General features: G+C 63.8%; 18 protein-coding genes. 7 read left to right on the top strand and 11 right to left on the bottom strand.

Annotated elements, in window-relative coordinates:
• Nucleotides 1–35: 35 nt before the first annotated feature.
• From LPJ38_RS17490 to LPJ38_RS17470, 5 genes are all read right to left on the bottom strand, one after another.
• Nucleotides 36–1,322: a DUF445 domain-containing protein gene (locus LPJ38_RS17490; RefSeq protein WP_145628358.1), complete on the bottom strand. Its 1,287-nt coding sequence runs from the start codon at nt 1,320–1,322 to the stop codon at nt 36–38.
• Nucleotides 1,323–1,492: 170 nt separating this feature from the next.
• Nucleotides 1,493–1,948 (bottom strand): phasin, encoded by a 456-nt coding sequence (locus tag LPJ38_RS17485; RefSeq protein ID WP_145627984.1) that lies wholly within the window; start codon nt 1,946–1,948, stop codon nt 1,493–1,495.
• Between the two features lie 194 nt (nt 1,949–2,142).
• Complete coding sequence (locus LPJ38_RS17480; RefSeq protein ID WP_167520200.1) at nt 2,143–2,736, bottom strand: GNAT family N-acetyltransferase; 594 nt, start codon at nt 2,734–2,736, stop codon at nt 2,143–2,145.
• Nucleotides 2,733–3,815: a PHA/PHB synthase family protein gene (locus LPJ38_RS17475; protein ID WP_145627988.1), complete on the bottom strand. Its 1,083-nt coding sequence runs from the start codon at nt 3,813–3,815 to the stop codon at nt 2,733–2,735. The genes LPJ38_RS17480 and LPJ38_RS17475 overlap by 4 nt, the downstream gene beginning before the upstream one ends.
• On the bottom strand, nt 3,812–4,195 hold the full coding sequence (locus tag LPJ38_RS17470) for a hypothetical protein (RefSeq protein ID WP_145627990.1): 384 nt from the start codon (nt 4,193–4,195) through the stop codon (nt 3,812–3,814). Before LPJ38_RS17470 ends, LPJ38_RS17475 begins: the two co-directional genes overlap by 4 nt.
• A 165-nt stretch (nt 4,196–4,360) precedes the next feature.
• On the opposite strand from LPJ38_RS17470, the gene LPJ38_RS17465 reads away from it, so the two are divergent.
• Both LPJ38_RS17465 and LPJ38_RS17460 read left to right on the top strand, forming a co-directional pair.
• A complete protein-coding gene (locus LPJ38_RS17465; RefSeq protein ID WP_145627992.1) occupies nt 4,361–5,275 on the top strand; it encodes an alpha/beta fold hydrolase in 915 nt (304 codons plus the stop codon).
• Between the two features lie 118 nt (nt 5,276–5,393).
• Nucleotides 5,394–5,858 carry a nuclear transport factor 2 family protein gene (locus tag LPJ38_RS17460; protein WP_145627994.1) on the top strand — a complete coding sequence of 155 codons (465 nt, stop codon included), beginning with the start codon at nt 5,394–5,396 and terminating at the stop codon, nt 5,856–5,858.
• A 108-nt stretch (nt 5,859–5,966) separates the two neighbouring features.
• Here LPJ38_RS17460 and LPJ38_RS17455 read toward each other — a convergent pair whose 3' ends face one another.
• From LPJ38_RS17455 to LPJ38_RS17430, 6 genes are all read right to left on the bottom strand, one after another.
• A complete protein-coding gene (locus LPJ38_RS17455) occupies nt 5,967–6,641 on the bottom strand; it encodes a spermine/spermidine synthase domain-containing protein (protein WP_145627996.1) in 675 nt (224 codons plus the stop codon).
• 128 nt (nt 6,642–6,769) lie between these two features.
• Entirely contained in the window at nt 6,770–10,006 is a 3,237-nt protein-coding gene (locus LPJ38_RS17450; RefSeq protein ID WP_145627997.1) for a bifunctional cytochrome P450/NADPH--P450 reductase, read from the bottom strand.
• A 130-nt stretch (nt 10,007–10,136) separates the two neighbouring features.
• On the bottom strand, nt 10,137–11,132 hold the full coding sequence (locus LPJ38_RS17445; RefSeq protein WP_145627999.1) for an alpha/beta fold hydrolase: 996 nt from the start codon (nt 11,130–11,132) through the stop codon (nt 10,137–10,139).
• Between the two features lie 9 nt (nt 11,133–11,141).
• Nucleotides 11,142–12,692 (bottom strand): wax ester/triacylglycerol synthase family O-acyltransferase, encoded by a 1,551-nt coding sequence (locus tag LPJ38_RS17440; protein ID WP_145628001.1) that lies wholly within the window; start codon nt 12,690–12,692, stop codon nt 11,142–11,144.
• Between the two features lie 47 nt (nt 12,693–12,739).
• Nucleotides 12,740–13,540 carry an esterase/lipase family protein gene (locus LPJ38_RS17435; RefSeq protein WP_145628003.1) on the bottom strand — a complete coding sequence of 267 codons (801 nt, stop codon included), beginning with the start codon at nt 13,538–13,540 and terminating at the stop codon, nt 12,740–12,742.
• On the bottom strand, nt 13,540–13,797 hold the full coding sequence (locus LPJ38_RS17430) for a DUF6489 family protein (RefSeq protein WP_008550241.1): 258 nt from the start codon (nt 13,795–13,797) through the stop codon (nt 13,540–13,542). The genes LPJ38_RS17435 and LPJ38_RS17430 overlap by 1 nt, the downstream gene beginning before the upstream one ends.
• A 307-nt stretch (nt 13,798–14,104) precedes the next feature.
• Here LPJ38_RS17430 and LPJ38_RS17425 point away from each other — a divergent pair, with 307 nt between their 5' ends.
• From LPJ38_RS17425 to LPJ38_RS17405, 5 genes are all read left to right on the top strand, one after another.
• Entirely contained in the window at nt 14,105–15,700 is a 1,596-nt protein-coding gene (locus LPJ38_RS17425; protein WP_060735458.1) for an ABC transporter substrate-binding protein, read from the top strand.
• A 104-nt stretch (nt 15,701–15,804) separates the two neighbouring features.
• Nucleotides 15,805–16,785 (top strand): ABC transporter permease, encoded by a 981-nt coding sequence (locus tag LPJ38_RS17420; protein ID WP_145628005.1) that lies wholly within the window; start codon nt 15,805–15,807, stop codon nt 16,783–16,785.
• 10 nt (nt 16,786–16,795) lie between these two features.
• Complete coding sequence (locus LPJ38_RS17415) at nt 16,796–17,767, top strand: ABC transporter permease (RefSeq protein WP_145628006.1); 972 nt, start codon at nt 16,796–16,798, stop codon at nt 17,765–17,767.
• A 13-nt stretch (nt 17,768–17,780) separates the two neighbouring features.
• On the top strand, nt 17,781–18,767 hold the full coding sequence (locus tag LPJ38_RS17410) for an ABC transporter ATP-binding protein (protein ID WP_145628008.1): 987 nt from the start codon (nt 17,781–17,783) through the stop codon (nt 18,765–18,767).
• Complete coding sequence (locus LPJ38_RS17405; RefSeq protein ID WP_145628010.1) at nt 18,764–19,753, top strand: ABC transporter ATP-binding protein; 990 nt, start codon at nt 18,764–18,766, stop codon at nt 19,751–19,753. The genes LPJ38_RS17410 and LPJ38_RS17405 overlap by 4 nt, the downstream gene beginning before the upstream one ends.
• The last annotated feature ends 37 nt before the right edge of the window (nt 19,754–19,790 follow it).

Raw genomic sequence — 19,790 nt, 5'->3', positions numbered from 1 at the left:
CCCGCGCGTTAATGCCAACGGCCGTGACGGAAAAGTCACAACCATCGGAGCAGGAATTCCACGGAGTAGAGCGCAAGTCCGGCGAGCCCTCCGATCAGCGAACCGTTGAAGCGGATGTATTGCAGGTCACGTCCGATGTTGATTTCGATCAGCGAAATCAACTGCGACATATTCCACGCCTTGACCTGGTCCGAGATGAAAGTCGAGACGCCGCCTTTCTGATCGGCGACGAAGCTGCGCAGAACGGTCACCAGGCCCTTGTTGATCTCGCCGCGCAGTTCGGCATCGCCGGCGAGCGCTTCACCTGCGGCAACGAACATGCCGGCCAGATGATGCTGAAGCACCTGCGTCTCGCCGCTCGCGCTGCGCTCGATGAAGGAGCGCGTGTTGGCCCAAACGGTGCGAGCAAGGGCCGCAAGCTCGGGCCGCGCGAGGAGATCGCGCTTCAATCCGTCGATGCGGTCGATATAGGCTTGGTCGGTGCCGAGCCGATCGACGAATGTCAGCACCATGCGGTCGAACTCGCCGCGGAATGGATGTTTGGGATCGCTGCGGACCTCGTTGAAGAACGCGGTGGCGGACGCCACGATCTTGTTCACCAGGAATTTGTCGGCGCGGTAGAGCCTGAGCAGGGTCGGCAGTTCCGCGCGCACCTTCTCGCGGATCATCGCCATCGTTTCCTGCTGGTTCAGCGTCTCGTGCATCACGCGCAGGAGATCGTCGAACAGGATCTGGTGCCGCCCCTCCGCCACGAATCCGCGCAGCGTGCCGGCGGCCAGCGGCGCAAGGTCGATCGCCTGGAGCTGCGACGACATGCGGCGGATGATGAAGGTCATCAGGCCGGAGCTCTCGGTCGCGGAAACGGCCTCCGGCAACAGGCGTAGCGCGAAGCGCGCCAGATCGTCACTGCGCTTGCGGTCGCGCAGCCAGTCGGCGACGAAGGAGCCGAAGTCGATCTCCTTCAGCTTGGCCTCGACCGGGCCGGCCTCGAGGAAATGCACCTGGATGAATTCGCCGAGCTTGTCGGCGATGCGGGCCTGATTGCTCTGGATGATCGCGGTATGCGGAATCGGCAGACCGAGCGGCCGCTTGAACAGCGCGACCACCGCGTACCAGTCGGCGAGCCCGCCGATGGTCGCGGCCTCCGCGAAGGCCGCGATGAAGCCGAAAATGGGATGCACCGGCAACAACCACTTGGCGACCACGAACAGCGCCAAGGTCGCGGCCAGCACCAGCGTCGCCAACGTTTTCACACGGCGAAGCTCGGCCGCGCGTTCGGCGTCACCGGGAGTGTCGAAGGAATAGGTGGCAGGTGGGATCATGACTGCTTTCACCCTACTCGTCATCGCCAGCGAAGCGAAGCAGTCCAGATTCTTTCCGCGGAGACATTCTGGATTGCTTCGTCGCAAGGGCTTCTCGCAATGACGGCAGCAACGCAAAAACAAAAGGCCCGCCGAAGCGGGCCTCGAATTCAGTTTGTCGTCACGCCGGATCAGGCGGTCTTGGTGTAGACCTTGGCGAAATTGTCCTGTGCGGACTTGGCACCGTTGGCGGCGAGCTTGCCGAAATAGTCGGCGGTCGCCTTGGCGCGCGAGACGAACACTTCACCGCGGGCGCGGAGCAGGCTCGACTGGATCTCGACGGCCTCGCTGACCGACTTGGCGGACGCGAGCTTGTCGATGCCCGAGAAGAACGCGTCGGCGTCTTCGTAGATCGCCTGCTGGATGTTGCGGCTGATCTTGCCGGCCTCAGCGACGGATTCGGTCACCGCGTTCTCGACCGCGGCGGTCACGCGCTCGGAGCCGGCGAAGGCTTCGGCGGCACGGTCCTTGGCGGTGTTGGCGGTCTTCTTGACGAACTCGCGGGCAGCCTCGGGAACTTCCAGATTCTGGATGTTCTTGAAAGCGTCCTTGAAGCCCTCGAAGGCGGTGTTGGTTTCGGTGGTCATGGGGTTCTCTCCATCCTCATTGGTCTGAGCTATGGGCTCACCCCGTCCGCATTGGCCCGGGGCACGGCTTATATGGCACGGTTAATTGTGCGTCGCAATATCCATATTGCAGTGCGATATCACGAAATCGTGAACAGCCTTAATAGGAGGCACTATGCTGCCTGTCCGGCCAGAAGGTTCCCGGCCGCTGGTTCCTAGTGCTGGACGGCCCCCGGCAGCCCATAAGCCTCCATCTGGGCCTGGACCTGCGCGATGTTGTGCCCGAGCACGACGATGTCGTGGGTTTTGCCATCGACGTCCCGGACATGATCGCGCAGCAGCGCCTCGGCCTTGAAGCCAAGGCTCTCGAACAGGGCAATCGCAGCCTGCTGGTCGACCGTCATCTGGACCGAGAGCTTTTCCAGGCCGGCGCCGAGTGCAAGTGCAAAGGTCTCCTGCGAGAGCGCCTTGCCCACTCCCTGCCCGCGCACATCGGACGAGACCACCATGCGGATCTCGCCGACATGAGGCGACCAGGAATGCGGATCGCGCACTAGCGTGCCGCAACCGACGACCCGGCCGTCCTTCACCGCGAGCAGGCTCGTGATCGCGCCGCGCTCGATTTCCTTGACCCAGGCCGAGAGCACCTTCGGCTGGCTGATATTGCGCGGCAGGAACAACAGATCATGGGTCGGAAGACCCTGGCCGAAGGCGAGCACCGCCGCCTCGTCGCCGGGCGACATCAGGCGGATCTCGATATCGCCGGCATCGGTCTTGACCTGACGCGGATAGGAACGGTGCTCACTCATGTCGATCTCTTTCCCAGCCAGGAGTCCAGTTTCGGCCACAGCCGCTTCACCGCATTGGCACCGGCGACCAGCGAGACGTGACCGCCTTTCAGCATCACCTCTTCCTTGTCCTCCGAACCGATCTTCGTGATCAGGTGCTTTGCGGCGTCATAAGGCACGATGTGATCGTGCTCGGCCACCGCGTGCAGGATCGGCACCTTGATGTCTTCGAGCTTCGCCGCGCGGCCGCCGACCGACATGGTGTCGTTGAACAGCTTGTTGTCCCACATCAGGTCCTTGGTGATGGTGCGGAAATATTCGCCGGCGAGCGGCAACGTGTCGGTCGCCCAGCGATCGAACATCCGGTAGGACTTGACGAACTCGTCGTTCCAGATGTTCTCCCAGAGCTGGATCTGGCTCACCGTGCGCGAGGCCGGGCGCAGCATCTCGAACGAGGACAGGATCATCTCCGGCGGCACGTTGCCGACGCTGTCGACGAGACGGTCCACGTCGAAATAGCGGCGATCGGAGAAATTGGAGAACAGCTTCATCTCGCGGAAGTCGATCGGCGTGGTGAAACAGATCAGATTCTTCATCGGCCCGTCCTTGTGGATCGAGCCGTACAGCAGCGACAGCACGCCGCCGAAGCAATAGCCGATGACGGAGACGTCCTGCTCGCCGGAATCGGCCTGCACGCGGCGGACGCAATCCGGGATGAAGTCGAGGACGTAGTCCTCCATCCGCAGGCTCTTCTCCTCCGGCCGCGGCGCGCTCCAGTCCAGCATGTAGACGTCGTAGCCGCGCCTGAGCAGGAACTCGATGAAGCTCTGGCCGGGGACGAGGTCGAGGATGTAGCCGCGGTTGGTCGTTGCCATCACGATCAGCACCGGCACCCGGTAAATCTCGTCCGACATCGGCCGGTAGTGATAGAGGCTCATCGTGCCGCGCGAATGCAGCACGTCCTTGGGTGTCGAGCCGAGCGTCGGGCCGGAGGTCGAGAAATATTCGACGCCCTTGATGCTGCGCTGGATCGCACGCTGCACCTCGGACTGGATGCGCTCCGGGATAGATGCGAAATCAAGTCCCGTTTGCGCGTTCATGTCTGCGCTCCGCCTCCGGAGGGCGGGCGCTTCGTCCGCGGCGGCCGCGGCGCGCTGTCCAGGCCCGCCGAGATTCCGGAACTCGCCGCCATCTGGCTCAGCAGGGACTTGATCTCGCCGATCTGGGCTTCGATGGATTGGAGTCGTTCCGCAAGACCGGTGACCTGCTCCCGGCTCGGCAGGTTCATCGTGACGAGATACTTCTCCATGACCTCGCCGAGCTGCTTCTGAGCACCTGCAGCAACTCCGCCCGCACGGTTCATCGCCTGGGAAAACTCGGGCGACGACATGGCCTGGTTGGCGAAGGAGTTGAACCCCTTCTCCATCTCGCCCATCATCTTCTGCCACATGGCAACGGGGTCATTGATCTTGTCGGTCATCGGCGTCCTCCTGAAATCAAGAGCTTCGATGCCCTTCTTTTTCGGCCATACCACACCGTTGCGAGGGGCCGGTCAACCGGCAAGCGGCCCGGTGCCGCACTCACGGCTTCTTTGCAGCGCCAAAGCGTGCAATACAGCATTGATCAGCAGCGAGGGATCGCGACCGTGACCGTCCACCAGCCGCCCCAGACCGTCCGCGCCAATGGCATCGACATCTGCTACGAGATCTTCGGCAACGACAATGCCGAACCGCTGCTGCTGATCATGGGGCTCGGCGCGCAGATGATCCATTGGGACGATGCGTTCTGCGAGCAACTCGCCGCGCGCGGCTTTCGTGTGATCCGTTTCGACAACCGCGACATCGGCAAGTCGAGCCATCTCACGGGCGGCAAACGGCTGACGCCGTTCGAACTGTTGAAGCTGCGCTTGTTCCGGATTCCCGTGGCGGCGACCTACAAGCTGATCGACATGGCAAAGGACACGGTCGGCCTGATGGACGCGCTCGGCATCAACTCGGCGCATCTGGTCGGGGCGTCCATGGGCGGCATGATCGCGCAGGAGGTGGCGCTGTCATTTCCCCACCGCGTCCGTTCGCTGACCTCGATCATGTCGACCACGGGCAATCCGCGCGTACCGCCACCGACCCGCGAGGCCGCCGCGATGCTGATGGCGCCGCCGCCACGCAGCAAGGAGGAATTCATGGTCCGCTTCGGCCAAACCTGGAAGGTGCTGCGCGCCGGGCATTTTCCCGAGGAGGAAGCGCTGGACGTCGGGCGGGCCGAGCGGGTGTTCGCGCGCGGGCTCAATCCCGCTGGCGTCGGCCGGCAGCTCCGCGCCGTGCTTGCCTCCGGCAGCCGCAAGGAACGGCTCCGCGGGGTGAAGATTCCGACGCTGGTCATTCACGGCACCGTCGATCCCCTGGTTCGTCCCGAGGGCGGCAAGGACACCGCCGAGTCGATCCCGGGCGCGAAGCTCCTGATGATCGAGGGCATGGGCCACGCGCTGCCGATGCGGTTCTGGCCGGAGATCATCGGCGCGATCGACAAACACGCGCATGGCGCGGCGGCACAGGCGGCATAGACCGCCGGTGTCCTTGCGGTGACTATGTGAGCGGCCGGTTACTCTCTTAACGCCAGCCGGCACGGAAGCTATACAGGCCCTCGTCAATCGCAAAGAGGCTCGGCCTCGCGGAGCTCCCATGCATTCCATCGTTCGGCTAGGCGCAATGATCGCTGCTGCCATTCTCGTGCTCTCACTCGCCGCTGGCGCCGCCATGGCGGGTAGCGCGCAAGAAGAAGCCAATCGCAAAACCGTGCTCGACTTCTACGAGAAGGGTCTCAACCAGAAGGACGCTGACGCAGCCCTCGCCCATGTCGGCGACCGCTACGTCCAGCACAACCCCAACGCCGCCGACGGCCCCGAGGGCTTCCGGAAATTCATCGGCTTCCTGCGCGAGAAGTTTCCGAACTCGCACAGCGAGATCAAGCGCAGCTTCGTGGATGGCGACTTTGTCATCCTGCACGTTCACTCCGTTCGCGAGTCCGGCACCAGGGGCCGCGCCATCGTGGACATCTTCAAGCTGGAGAACGGCAAGATCGTCGAACACTGGGACGTCGTTCAGGACATTCCTGAAAATCCGGCAAACGGCAACACGATGTTCTAGCCAGGAGGCGTAGCCCGGATGGAGCGCAGCGTAATCCGGGAAATCCGTGCGCGCCGATCGACCGCCCCGGATTGCGCCGCGCTCCATCCGGGCTACAAGTCGGGCCGACTAGCCTTTCCTCGCGATCCAGATCAGGTGGCGCGCACCGCCGCCTCTTCCGGTGGCGCGAACGTTGATTTCATTGACGTCGAAGCCGGCACGGCCGAGGCGCTTGGTGAAAGCCGCGTTGGGTCCCGAGGACCAGACGGCGAGCACGCCACGCGGTCGCAACGCCGTCTTCGCCGCCGTGAGCCCGCTCGCATTGTAGAGCGCATCATTGCCCTTCCGGGTCAGTCCTTCCGGTCCGTTGTCGACGTCGAGCAGGATGGCATCGAAGGCCGACCGCTTTGCCCGGATGATCTCGCCGACATCGGTCTCCTGGATGCTCACCCTGGCATCGTCGAGACTGTCGCCGAACACCTCAGCCATCGGACCCCGTGCCCAGGTGACCACCGCAGGCACGAGTTCGGACACCACGATCTTCGCCTTGCTTCCAAGCACGGCCAGCGCCGCGCGTAGCGTAAAGCCCATGCCAAGGCCGCCGATCAGGACGACGGGCTTTGCGACATTCTCGATCTGCTTTGCCGCCAGCGTCGCGAGCGCCGCTTCAGAGCCCGACAGGCGGCTGTTCATCAGCTCGTTGCTGCCGAGCTTGATGGAGAACTCCTTACCCCGCCGCATCAGCCGGAGCTCTTCGTCGGAGCCGGGGATCTTGGCGGTGTCGATCTTTTCCCAGGGAATCATGCCAGAGCTTTAGCACGATTAATCCGTAGCCCGGATGGAGCGCAGCGAAATCCGGGAAACACTCTCGTGAGGAAAAGACCGCCCCGGATTGCGCTGCTCCATCCGGGCTACGGCAGCGAGGGCTTGGCCTACCCTCCCGCCCAGACGTCGAGCACATAGCGGTTCTTCGCACCCATCTCATCGATCCAGCGTGCGCTGGCAGCGGCATCGCTGCCGCTCTTCTCGCCGTGGATCGCGACGAGGGCCGCCTTCACGTCGGGCTCCATCTTGCTGCCATCGCCGCAGACATAGATGATCGCACCCTGCTCGATCAGCGGCCACACCTTGTCCTTTTGCGCGGCGAGCACATGCTGCACATAGCTCTTCGGCCCGGCCGCGCGCGAGAACGCCGTGAACAACTCGGTGATGCCGCCCGCCGCAAGCGCCTTGAGTTCATCGGCGTAGAGAAAATCCTGGTCGGGATGACGGCAGCCGAAGAACAGCATGGCCGGTCCGAGGGTCGCCCCCTTCGCTTTGCGCGCGGCGCGCTCCTGGAGGAAGCCGCGGAAGGGCGCAAGGCCCGTTCCCGGGCCTATCATGATGATGGGCACGGAAGGGTCATCGGGCAGCCGGAAGCCGGCCTTGGTCTCGCGCACCGTCGCATAGATCGCATCGCCTGCGCGCCGGTTGGCGAGATAGTTCGAGCAGATGCCTTTGTAGACACCGCGGCCGGAAGCGGCCGGACCTTCGACCACGCCGACCGTAACGCTGCAACGCGCCGGATCTACCGACGGCGAGGACGAGATCGAGTAATAGCGCGGTGCCAACAGCGAGAGCATTTCCAGATAGACGTGGAACGGAAGCTCGCAAGCGGGGTACTCGAGCAGCAGGTCGAACACCGATTTGCGTTTGGCCAGAATCTCGCTCCGATAACGCTCGAGCGGCTCAGCCTCCTCGCCGACGAAGGCCAGCAATTTCGGCTTGGTGACCGGGCAGCGGGTGTGCTCGGCCATGATCTGGATCTGCTTGCGCGTCGCGACCTGCTGCAGCTCGACGAATTCGCTCAGCAGGCGGCCGACCGACACGGCCGCGCCGACCGGCAATTGCGCGCGGCGACCCTCGGTAACCTGGAGCCTGATCTGGTCGGCGGGCAGGAAGCCGAAGCGGCGGGCAACAGAATCCACCAGCGTGGGATCGTTGCGCGGAACGACGCTCAAATGGTCGCCGACGCGATAAGTCAGATTGGACGGCAGTTGCACCTCGATGTGCCGCGTCGAGCGCTCCGACGGATTAGCTCCGCTCTTGTTCTGAAGCTCGTCGTTGACCAGCACCTTCATCGCCACCGCGCCACCCTGGGCCACGATGGTGTTGACCGCGGTCACCGCCACCGGCTCGATCGCGTAGAGCGGATCGTCTTCCGCGGTCCGGGTGAAATTCCAGTCGATGCCGAATTCCTTGGTGGCGACCTGGGCCGCGGCCGGGAACCATTTCTGGAACTGGCCGTCGAGATCGCTGCGCGCATCGCCCTCGCCGCGCGGATAGACCGCGCGTGCACCGTGCTTCGACAATTGCTCGTCGATGAAGCGCGGCACCGATTGATAGGTCGCGGCCCAGTCGCTGTTGCCGCAGCCGAACACGGCGTAACGCACGTTGGCAAAGGCATCGTTCGGCAAATCGCTGCCGAGCCATTTGACGAACTGCGTCGCATTGTCGGGCGGTGCGCCATTGTAGGAGGCGCAGATGATCAGCACACCGCCCTCCTGGGGCAGCTTGCCGACGTAATCGTCGAGCGGTCCAAGGTGAACGGCAAAGCCATTGATCTCGGCGAGATCGGCCATGCGCGTTGCGAGCTCCTCGGCGGTGCCGAGATTGGAGCCGTACAGTACCAGCATCGGCGTGTTGTGGCCGGGCCGCGTGGTGGGCTGGCGCTGCGCCTTCGGCGCCGAAGCCACGGCCGCGACAGGCCCGCCATAAGCGCCGCGCTCACGGTCGGCCCGCGGGCGGACCTTGATCTTGAAGCCCTCCGGCTTCATCGTCAGCGTCTCCTTCAGGTGCATCTGATAACGCTGATGATCGATCAGCTTGAAGCGCTGGAGGATCATGCCGAGGGCGAGCGCCGCCTCGTGCATGGCGAAGCCGCGCCCGATGCAGGCGCGCTGGCCGTTACCGAACGGCTTCCAGGCATTGATCGGCCGCTTGGCTTCCGCCTCGCGGCTGAAATTCTCGGGATCGAAGGCATCCGGATTGGGTCCCCAGACCGAGGGATCGCGATGCAGCGCCGTCACCAGGATGGTGGTGAAGGTGCCCTTCCGGAGCTTGTACTTTCCGCCGCCGATGGTTTCGTCGTTCAGCGGCGAGATGCCATAGGCCGGCGCCGGCGGCCACAACCGCAGCGCCTCTTTCAGGATCTGCGTGATGTAGGTGAGCTGCGTCACCTGCTGATAGGTCGGCTTCGCATTGACATCGGGACCGAAGACGCGGTCGACCTCGTCATAGGCCTTCTTGAGAATGTCGGGATGCTTGAGCAGGGCATACAGCGTGTAGGACAGCAGGCCGCTGGTGGTCTCGTGGCCCGCGATCAGGAAGGTGTTGATCTGGTAGCGGATGTTGACGTCGTCGAGCTGTTCGCCGGTGGCGCGGTCCACGCCGGTCATCATCGCGGCGAGCATGTCCTTCTTGTCGTCGACGGCGTCCGCGCTCTTGCGGCGCTCCGCGATGATCTCATCCACCATCTTGTTCATGAAGGCGACGTCTTCGGCGAGCGTCTTGCGCCGCTTCTGCATCCAGAGCTGCTCGAACGGCAGGCCGCGCGTCATCATGATGGTTTCGAGCGAGCGCACCAGCGATTCGACGAAGGGATGGTAGTCGCGGCGGTAGAACGAGTTGAACCGGTACTCGAAGCCGCACAGGCCGATCGTGTCCAGCGTCAGCGCCGTCATATCATGGACGACGTCGATCTCGTCGTCGGCGTTGAGCCGCTCCCATTTCTGGACCAGTTGCTCGGCGATATCGACCATGCTCGGATGGTAGGACTGCATGGCGCGGTTGCCGAACGGCTGCAGCAGGATGTTGTGCGCCTTGCTCCAGTTCGGCTCCTTGGTATCGGCCGTGAACAGGCCGTCGCCGCCGACCGCACGCACGCGCCGCAGCGCGCCGCGCACCGTCTTGTCGAAGCGCTTCTCGTCGGAGAGCTCGTCGACGAGATCATGGCCGGAGACGACGACGATCGGCGAGCCCATCATGTCGAGCCAGAAGATCGGACCGAGCTCCTTGGCAAGCCGCGTCAGATGCTGCACGGGGGCGGCTGCGTCGAGCGACAACATGTTGCCGACCACGGGCTTGGTCGGCGGATGCGGAATTGGATCCAGTCGGTTCTTGGATGACATTAAACGTGCTTCCCCCTCATCGCGTCATTCCGGGGCGATGCGCAGGATCGAACCCGGAATCTCGAGATCGCGGGTCCGGTCCTTCAGACCGCCCCGGAATGACGTCTCACTCAAACTGGCGACTGCGTCGTCAGCCAAACCGCCTTCTACGCCATTCGATCAGCTTGGCGCTGACCTCTTCCGGCTTCTCCTGCTGCGTCCAATGGCCGCTGTCCTTCACGAGATACTTCTCGAGATCTCCGATCAGCTTCTCCATGCCGTCGGCCGCCGATGGCGGCAGCACCGCGTCGTTCTCGGCCATGATCATCAGAGACGGCACGTGCACGTGGTGGTCCAGCCCTTTCGACCGCTCCCAATTGCGGGTGAAGTTACGGTACCAGTTGATGCCGCCGGTGAAGCCGGTTGTCGTGAACGTATCGACGAACACCTTCTTCTCCTCCGCCGACAGGATCGGCGTCCGCGGATCATGCTTGGCGTCGTAATTCGCGATCATCTGCGGAAACGCCAGGTTGATCCGGGGCGAAGCTCCGACGCCGGCAATCGGCTCTTCGGCCGGCGTACCGGCGGGCCGCGCGACAGGCTTGCGCATGAAGGCATCAAAGGTTTCTTCAACGCGGCTGCTGAAGATCCTGTCCGGCTCGCGGGCGGGATCCTGGAACTGGACGATGTACATCTGGTCGCCGAAGCGCTGGCGGAACAGCGCGATCGGGTCCGCCGGCGCACGGTCCCAATGCGGCGTGTTGACGCCGACCACGCCGGCGACGCGCGTGGGATGCCGCAGCGGCATCTGCCAGACGACGAAGCCACCCCAGTCGTGGCCGACGAAGATCGCTTTGTCGATCCCGAGATGATCGAGCAGACCGACGAGATCGCCGGTCAAATGCTCCATGTCGTAGTCCTCGACCGGCTCCGGCCGATCGGACGCGCCATAGCCGCGCTGGTCGGGCGCGATCACGCGGATGCCAGCTTCGCTCAGCGCCTTGATCTGGTGGCGCCAGGAGAAGGCGAGTTCGGGCCAGCCGTGGCACAGCACGACCGGCGGCTTGTCGTCGGCCGGACCCGCCTCGTAATAGCCCATGCGGATTCCGTTCGTTGTCGCGAACTTGAGCGGCGGCATTTCAATCATCACGAACTCCTACTCGGCAGCGCCCTTGATGTCCGCGGCCGGCGGCGCGTAGGCGGCCTCCAGCGCAGCGAACTCTTCCGGCAACATGTCACACATCACCTGCACGTGCGGAATGATGTTGGCGCCGACGATGAAGCCGAAGTCGAGCTGGTCGCGATAGCTCTGCACGGTGATGTTGAGCGCCTGCCCGTGAGTCGAGATCGACACCGGGAAGATGTGCAAGAGCTCGGCGCCCGCGGCATAGAGCGTCTGCCGCGGTCCCGGCACGTTGGACACCGTGATGTTGGCGGCCGGCGGCAGCATGTCGGACAGGTTCGAGCGGCTGTAGAGCAGCGCCAGGATCTGCACCATGATCGGCGCGCCCAGCATCGAGATGTTGGAGACCTGCGGCATCAGCGCCCGCAGCGGATGCGACATCTCCTTGGACTTGGTCGATTGCGCGATGATGGCCTCGAGCCGCGCCTTGGGATCGTCGATATTGGTCGCGATCGAACAGATCATGCCGAACACCTGGTTGTTGGCCTCGGTGTTGCCCTCCTCGCGCAGCGAGATCGGCACGGCGGCGGTCAAGGATTTCGCCGGCAGCGTGCCGTATTGCTGCAGGTAGCGGCGGACCAGGCCGGAGGCGAGCGCCAGCACGACGTCGTTGAGCTTGCCGCCGGCCAGCTTGGCCAGCGCCTTCGCTCGCGAGAGCGAGATCGACACGCCGGCGAAACTGCGCTCCGAGGAGATGGTCTTGTTGAGCATGGTTGGCGGCGACACCATGCTGGCGAGGCTCTCGCGCGATTTGGGATCGGCGACCTTGCCGAGCACCTCGGAGACGCTCTTGAGCACGGTCGGGATGTTACCGGCAAAGCGGACCGCACTCTCGATCTGGTACATCGCATTGTCGAACAGGATCGAGCCGATGTCGCTCTTACCGGTGCGCGGCAGTTGCAGGTTCTTCGCGGCGGCCGAAGCATCAAGCGGCTGGCTGAAGAGCTGCTGATAGGAATCGAGCAGGTTCGCGGCGATGTCGCGCGGCTCCTGTCCGGGCTTACTACCAGCTGTCGGCGGATCGACCTGCCGCGGGATCGGCGAGATGTCGTAGATCATGTTGGTCAGGGCCGCACCGGCACCACCGTCGATGGCGGCATGGTGCATCTTGGAATAGAGCCCGACCTCGTTGTCCTTCATGCCCTCGAATACGTAGAACTCCCAGAGCGGGCGGGCGCGGTTAAGCAGCTTGGCATGCATCCAGCCGACGATGCGCTCGAGCGTGGCGCGATCGCGCGGCTGCGGCAGGCTGGCGCGGAAGATGTGACGGTCGATGTCGAACTGGTCGTCCTCGACCCAGGAGGGATGATCGATGTCGAGCGGCGCCTTCTCCAGCCGCGCCTTGAGGATCGGCGCGATGTGCAGGCGCGAGACGATCATCGCCTTGAAGTCTTCGAAGAAGTCGCCCTTGTAATCGTCGGGCAGGCGAAAGATCGCCATGCTTCCGACATGCATCGGCATTTCCGGTGTTTCCAGATAGAGAAACGACGCATCCAGTGACGACAGCTTCTTACCGTCAGCCATAGTTCCCTCCCGCAAGATTTCGACGGGCGCCTTGATGGCGCTTCTCGTCAGGCCGATACTGCCTGTTCCGCCGGGGCATATGCAATGGCAAACGGCCCGGCCCGGTCAAATGGCGAGAATTCCCCCTCCGGCTGCGCCAGGCGGTCCGCCACGGCCCACAGCGCTGCGGGGTTCACCCCGAGCCCGATATGGCTCGCCAGGTGCACCTCGATATTCTCGGCGCGGTCGGATGGGCGCAGCACGCAGGTCCGCCAATTGACGACACCGTCGGCGCGCGAATAGACCGACGTCGTCGGCACCGGCAGGTCCCCGGCGATCGCCTCGCGCAACGCGGCCAAATCTTCGACCCGCTCGCCAGACATCGCCTCGTAGAGCCGCGTAGCGTGGGTCGCCCGCACGTCGTTGGCGAAGGGGCTGCCGAGCGTCACGACATAACGCACCATGTCGGGCGCCCAAAGCGCGAGATCGCGGGCGTAAACGCCGCCGAGGCTCCATCCCACCAGGCTGACCTTGCGTCCGGTGGCGGCGTGGATCTCGGAGAGGCGCGACCGCAGAGAATCCCGCATCCGTGCCACCCCGCCGAGATTGCGGCCCATCCGCCAGGCATGTGCCTCATAACCGAGCTCGCTGAGATAGCGCCGCATCGGCGCCATCGAAAGGTCGCTGGCGAGGAACCCCGGCAGCGCCAGCACCGGATGGCCGTCGCCCCTCGGCGCGCGCATCAGGAGCGGCGACAGCAAAAGGCTCGCATTGAACTCGAACAAGCCGCGCGCCTCGGCCAACAGCAGGCCGAGAGGCGGCGGGCGAAGCCGGCCCTCTTCCAGCGTCCCGTCCCGTCCGGGCGACACTATTTCTTCTTGTCGCTGCTGCGCGTGCCACCGAGGCCCGCCATCGTGACGAACATGTCCTGAAACCGCTCGGCAATCTTCGGATCGAAGGTGAACCAGCTCTGGATCAGCGATTCCGGCGAGACCTTCTCGATGTTGCTCAGCACCTGCTGCTGCAGCTTCTCCATCACCGCCGTCTGCATCGGTGCCACATCGGGCAAACCGAAGAATTGGCGGGCCTCGAGAGGGGTGCAGTCGATTTCAATGTTAACTTTCATATCCCCTCCGGCTGAGATTCGAGCGGCCTGTCGCAGTATCGCCGCGACTTGTGGTGCGACGCAAGCGACCTGACGCCGGCCTGACATGTCCCGACCCGCAATCGGCCAAGTATGGTCAACCAAAGTCGAAAGCCGCAAGTCCTCTATGCCCGGCGGCATGATCAGCATTGCTGCCCAGCGGCGCAACTTTGGCGCGTTCCTTGCTGGAATGGCGCTTGCACGGGTCGAGAACTCTGGGCAACATGGATTGATCGGCCGGCCGAACAAATCAAAAATCATCGGCACGGCAGAGTGGAGAGGGTCAAGAATGTCAGTAGGTCGAAGTCTGTTTGCGGCGACGCTCGCCGGTGCGCTTGCGTTGTCGGTTTCGCCGGCGTTGAGCCAGACGCTGCGCTATGCCAACCAGGGTGACCTGAAGTCGCTCGATCCCTATACCCTCAACGAGAGCACCACCCACGCCCACCTCGGCCACGTCTATCAAGGTCTGACCGCGCGCGACAAGGATCTCAAGATCATTCCGGCGCTGGCGGAAAGCTGGGAAACTCCGGAGCCGACCCGCTGGCGCTTCCATTTGCGCAAGGGCGTGAAATTCCACAACGGCGATCCCTTCACCGCGGACGACGTGCTGTTCTCCGCCGATCGCGTCCGCAAGAAGGGGTCCAACATGCAGACCCGCCTTGCAGCCGACGTCAAGGTCGTCAAGGTCGACGATTACACCGTCGACTTCATCCTGCCCTCGCCCAACCCCATCCTGCATAACTCGTGGGATGTTTGGTACATCATGGACAAGAAATGGGCGGAGGCGAACAACGTCGTCGATCCGACTCCGGTCGCGGCGACCACGCCGAGCTACGCCTCGCTCAATGAAAATGGCACCGGCCCCTTCATGATCGAAAGCCATCAGCCCGGCGTGAAGACCGTATTCAAGGCCAACCCCAACTATTGGGGCAAGGTGGAAGGTAATTTGAAGGAGATCATCTTCACCCCGATCTCTTCCGACGCGACCCGCGTCGCCGCGCTGCTGTCGGGCGAAGTCGACGTCATCGAGCCGGTGCCGATCCAGGATATTTCCCGCGTCGATTCCAGCCCGAACGCGCAGGTCCTGAAAGGGCCGGAGCTACGCACCATCTTCCTCGGCTTCGACCAGACCCGCGACGAATTGCTCTACTCCAACGTCAAGGGAAAGAATCCGTTCAAGGACGTCCGCGTCCGCGAGGCCTTCTACAAGGCGATCGACATCGAGCTGATCAAGACGCGCGTGATGCGCGGATTGTCGACGCCGTCGGCGCTGATGATCGCCCCGGAATTGTTCGTGCTCTCCAAGGACTTCACGCGGCCGAAATTCGACCCTGACGGCGCCAAGAAGCTCCTGACCGAGGCCGGCTATCCCGACGGCTTCGAGGTCACCATGGATTGTCCGAACGATCGCTACGTCAACGACGCCGCGATCTGCCAGGCCGTGGTCGGCATGCTTGCCCGCATCGGCGTCAAGATCAATCTGTTGGCGCAGCCGAAGGCTCAATATTTCGCCAAGGTCTTGAAGCAGGGCAACTACCAGACCTCGTTCTACCTCTTGGGCTGGACGCCGAGCACGATGGATTCCCACAACGTGCTCTATGACATCATGGGCTGCCGCGACGATGCGAAATCCTCGCGTGGCGAGGCCAATCTCGGCGGCTATTGCAACAAGGAGTTCGACGCCATTACGGACAAAGTGCTGGTTGAAACCGACACCTCCAAACGCAACCAGCTGATCAAGCAGGCGTATGAAATCAGCATCAAGGATTGGGCCTACATCCCGCTGCACCAGCAGGCTCTGGCCTGGGGCGTATCGAAGAAGGTCAACCTGCCGCAACGTGCCGACAATCTGGTCATGTTCCATTGGGCGACCAAGAAGGAATAGCGTCCGTTGAACACGAGGTCCCGGAAGCGTTAGGCGTCCGGGACCTTTCCTTTTCCGGCTGACAAGGACGTCAGCCGCACGCACACCCAAGGTCAGTGGAAGGCATGCTCGCTTTCACCCTTCGCCGCGCCCTTCAGGCCATCGGCGTCATGTTCGCCGTCGGCATCATCGCGTTCTCGATGTTCCGCTTCGCTGGCGACCCCGTCAACCAGATCGTCTCGATCGACACGCCTGCGGCCGAGCGCGCAGCCGTGCGCAAGTCGCTCGGCCTCGACGATCCCGTGCCGGTCCAGTTCGTGCGCTATTTCGCCGATGCCGTTCAGTTCAAGTTCGGCGTCTCCTACCAGTTCCGCCAGCCGGTCTCGACGTTGTTGATGGAGCGAATGCCCGCGACCCTCGAACTCGCAATCTGCGCGACGGTCTTTGCGATGGTTCTCGGCATCCTCATGGGGGTCTATTCGGCGCTCAGGCGGGACACCTTGCTCGCCAAGCTATTCCAGGCGGTGTCGCTGATCGGCATCTCGCTGCCGACCTTCCTGATCGGCATACTCCTGATCTATCTGTTCGCGGTGACATTGGGCTGGCTGCCCTCGTTCGGCCGCGGTGAGGTGGTCAAGCTCGGCTGGTGGACGACGGGCCTGCTCACGCTGTCGGGACTGAAGGCCCTGATCATGCCGTCGATCACGCTCGGCCTGTTTCAGATGACGCTGATCATGCGGCTGGTGCGCGCAGAGATGCTGGAAGTGCTGCGAACCGACTATATCCGCTTCGCCCGCGCCCGCGGGCTGACCACCCGCGCCATTCATTTCGGCCATGCGCTGAAGAACACGCTGATCCCCGTGATCACGGTGGCCGGGCTTCAGTTTGGCTCGGTTATTGCATTTTCGATCATTACCGAAACCGTGTTCCAATGGCCGGGCATGGGACTTTTGTTCGTGCAGGCCGTGCAAAACGTCGATATCCCGATCATGGCCGCCTACCTGCTGATGGTTTCGCTGATCTTCGTCACCATCAATCTGGTGGTCGATATCCTCTATACCGTGGTCGATCCGCGCCTGCGCTCGACCGTCGGTCGCGCCGCATAAGGCAGCCCGCATGTCCGACGCAGTGGTTTCCAATTCCGGCGAGCAGAGTGCAAAGCCGCCCCGAGCCGCCCAGAGCTGGTTCAGCCGCGCGCTCGACAGCGATCTCTTCTATTCGTTCCGCCGCTCCAAGCTCACCATGGTGGCGGCGGCGATCACACTCTTGTTCTTCCTGCTCGCGATCTTCGCCAACTGGCTTGCGGTGCAGAACCCCTTCGACCCCGCACAATTGCAGTTGATGAATTCGCGGATCTCACCGTTGTGGACCGCGGACGGCCAGAGCCCGTTCCTGCTCGGCACCGACGAGCAGGGCCGCGACGTGTTCTCCGCCATCCTCTACGGCATGCGCATCTCGCTCGCCGTCGGTGTTGCCGGGGTGATCTTCGCCGGTGCGCTCGGCATCGCGCTCGGCCTGATCGCCGGCTATTTCGGCGGCGCTGTCGACGGCGTGATCATGCGCATCGCCGACGTGCAGCTCACTTTCCCCGCCATCCTGATTGCGCTGCTGGTCAACGGCATCGCGAAATCGGTCCTCGGCAACCGCTTGGACGCCACCAGCATGCTGGTCGTGCTGGTGATCTCGATCGGCCTGAGTTTCTGGGTGGGTTATGCCCGCACGGTGCGCAGCTCAGTCATGGTCGAGAAGAACAAGGACTATGTAGCCGCCGCGCAGCTGATCGGCCTGCCCGCACCGAAGATCATGCTGCGGCACGTGCTGCCCAACACGATGGGCCCGATTCTGGTCATCGCCACGATCAACCTGGCGCTCGCCATCATCACCGAGGCGACGCTGTCCTTCCTCGGCGTCGGCCTGCCGGACACCATGCCCTCGCTCGGCACGCTGATCCGGATCGGCAACAATTATTTGTTCGCAGGCGAATGGTGGATCGTCGCGTTTCCCGGTCTAGCGCTGGCGGCGCTGATCCTGTCGATCAACCTGCTCGGCGATTGGCTGCGCGACGCGCTCAACCCGAAACTTCGATGAGCGTGCGTTCCAAATGACCGAACCCGTCCTCTCCGTGCGTGATCTTCATGTGGAGTTCGCCTCCCGCCGTGGCTCGCTACGCGCCATCGACGGCGTCTCTTTCGACATCGCCAGGGGCGAGGTGCTCGGCGTTGTCGGCGAATCCGGCGCCGGCAAGTCCGTCACCGGGCTCTCCGTGATCGGCCTGATCGATCCGCCCGGCCGCATCGCCGGCGGCGAGATCCATCTCGCTGGCCTGCGCATCGACAGTTTGCGGCCCGAGGAGATGCGCCGCATCCGCGGAAAACGGATCGGCATGATCTTCCAGGATCCGCTCACCTCGCTCAATCCGCTCTACCGGGTCGGCGACCAGCTCGTGGAGACGATCCGGACTCATCTGAATCTGTCCGAAACGGCGGCCCGCCGTCGCGCCATCGACCTCTTGGCCGAGGTTGGCATTCCCGCACCGGAAAAGCGCATCGACGGCTATCCGCACGAGTTCTCCGGCGGCATGCGCCAGCGCGTGGTGATCGCGCTGGCGATCTGCGCCGAGCCGGAGCTGATCATCGCGGACGAGCCGACCACCGCGCTCGACGTCTCCGTGCAGGCGCAGATCATCTCGCTGATCAAGCGGCTGGGCCGCGACCACGGCACCGCCGTAATGCTCGTGACTCACGACATGGGCGTGATCGCCGAGACGTCGGACCGGGTCGCGGTGATGTATGCGGGCCGCATTGCCGAGATCGGTCCCGTGCAGGACGTCGTGAAGAACCCGCTGCACCCTTACGCCAAGGGCCTGATGGGCGCGATCCCGACGCTGGCCGGAGACCACGACCGCCTCGTGCAGATTCCCGGCTCCATGCCGCGCCTGTCGGCGATCCCGCCGGGCTGCTCGTTCAATCCGCGCTGTGCCTTCGCCTTCGATCGCTGCCGGGTCGATCGCCCCGAACCGCTGCCGCGCGGCGCGCAATCGGTCGCCTGCCATCTCTATGACAATGTGCCGGCGGAGAGCGCAGCATGAGCGCTCCCTTCGTTCAGGCGACAGACCTGCGCCGCGTCTTCGACGTCTCGAAGCCCTGGCTCAACCGCGTGCTCGAAGGCGGGCACCTCGAATATCTCAAGGCGGTCGATCACGTCACCTTCGATATCCGGAAGGGCGAGACGTTTGCATTGGTCGGCGAATCCGGCTCCGGCAAGACGACCGTAGCCCGCATGGTCGTCGGCCTGCTGCCGCCGAGCTCAGGCGACGTGCGGATCGACGGTGTGTCGATGACCGATTCCCGGCAGGCGGCGGCCCGTCGGAAGCTGCGCCGCCGTATCCAGATGATCTTCCAGGATCCCTATGCGAGCCTGAACCCCCGCTTCCGCGTCGATGCCATCATCTCCGAGCCGATCCGCGCCTTCGACCTGATCCAGGGCGAGCGTGACATCCAGGCCCGCGTCAGCGAGCTGCTCAGCCTCGTCGGCCTGCACCCCGACGACCGGCTGAAATTTCCGCACGAATTCTCCGGCGGCCAGCGCCAGCGGATCGCGATCGCGCGGGCACTCGCATCGGACGCCGAATTCATCGTCTGCGACGAACCGACCTCGGCGCTCGACGTCTCCGTGCAGGCGCAGATCCTGAACCTGATGCGCGACCTCCAGGACAAATTCGGTCTGACCTACATGTTCATCAGCCACAACCTCGCCGTGGTCCGCCACATGGCGAGCCGCGTCGGCGTGATGTATCTCGGCCGCATCGTCGAGATCGCGGAAGGACGCGAGCTGTTTGCGCGCCCGCGCATGCCCTACACCAAGATGCTGCTCGGTGCGGTGCCCGATCTCGCCATGAGCGGCCGCCAGCGCATACCAGTGAAAGGCGAGATCCCGAACCCGATCAATCCCCCCTCCGGCTGCGCCTTCAATCCGCGCTGCCCACTGGCGTTCGATCTATGCCGCAAGGAGACGCCGGAACTGATCGGCGGCGTCGCCTGCCACGCGGTCAACACCGCGCCGGCCCCGGCGTGACGCGCGCGTGCCATGCAGCCTGCGCATTTGGCGCTGG

The organism is Bradyrhizobium daqingense (assembly GCF_021044685.1).
GTDB classification, from domain to species: domain Bacteria; phylum Pseudomonadota; class Alphaproteobacteria; order Rhizobiales; family Xanthobacteraceae; genus Bradyrhizobium; species Bradyrhizobium daqingense.
The sequence above is the reverse complement of the archived record's forward strand: the minus strand, read 5'-3'. Positions and strand labels throughout refer to the sequence as shown.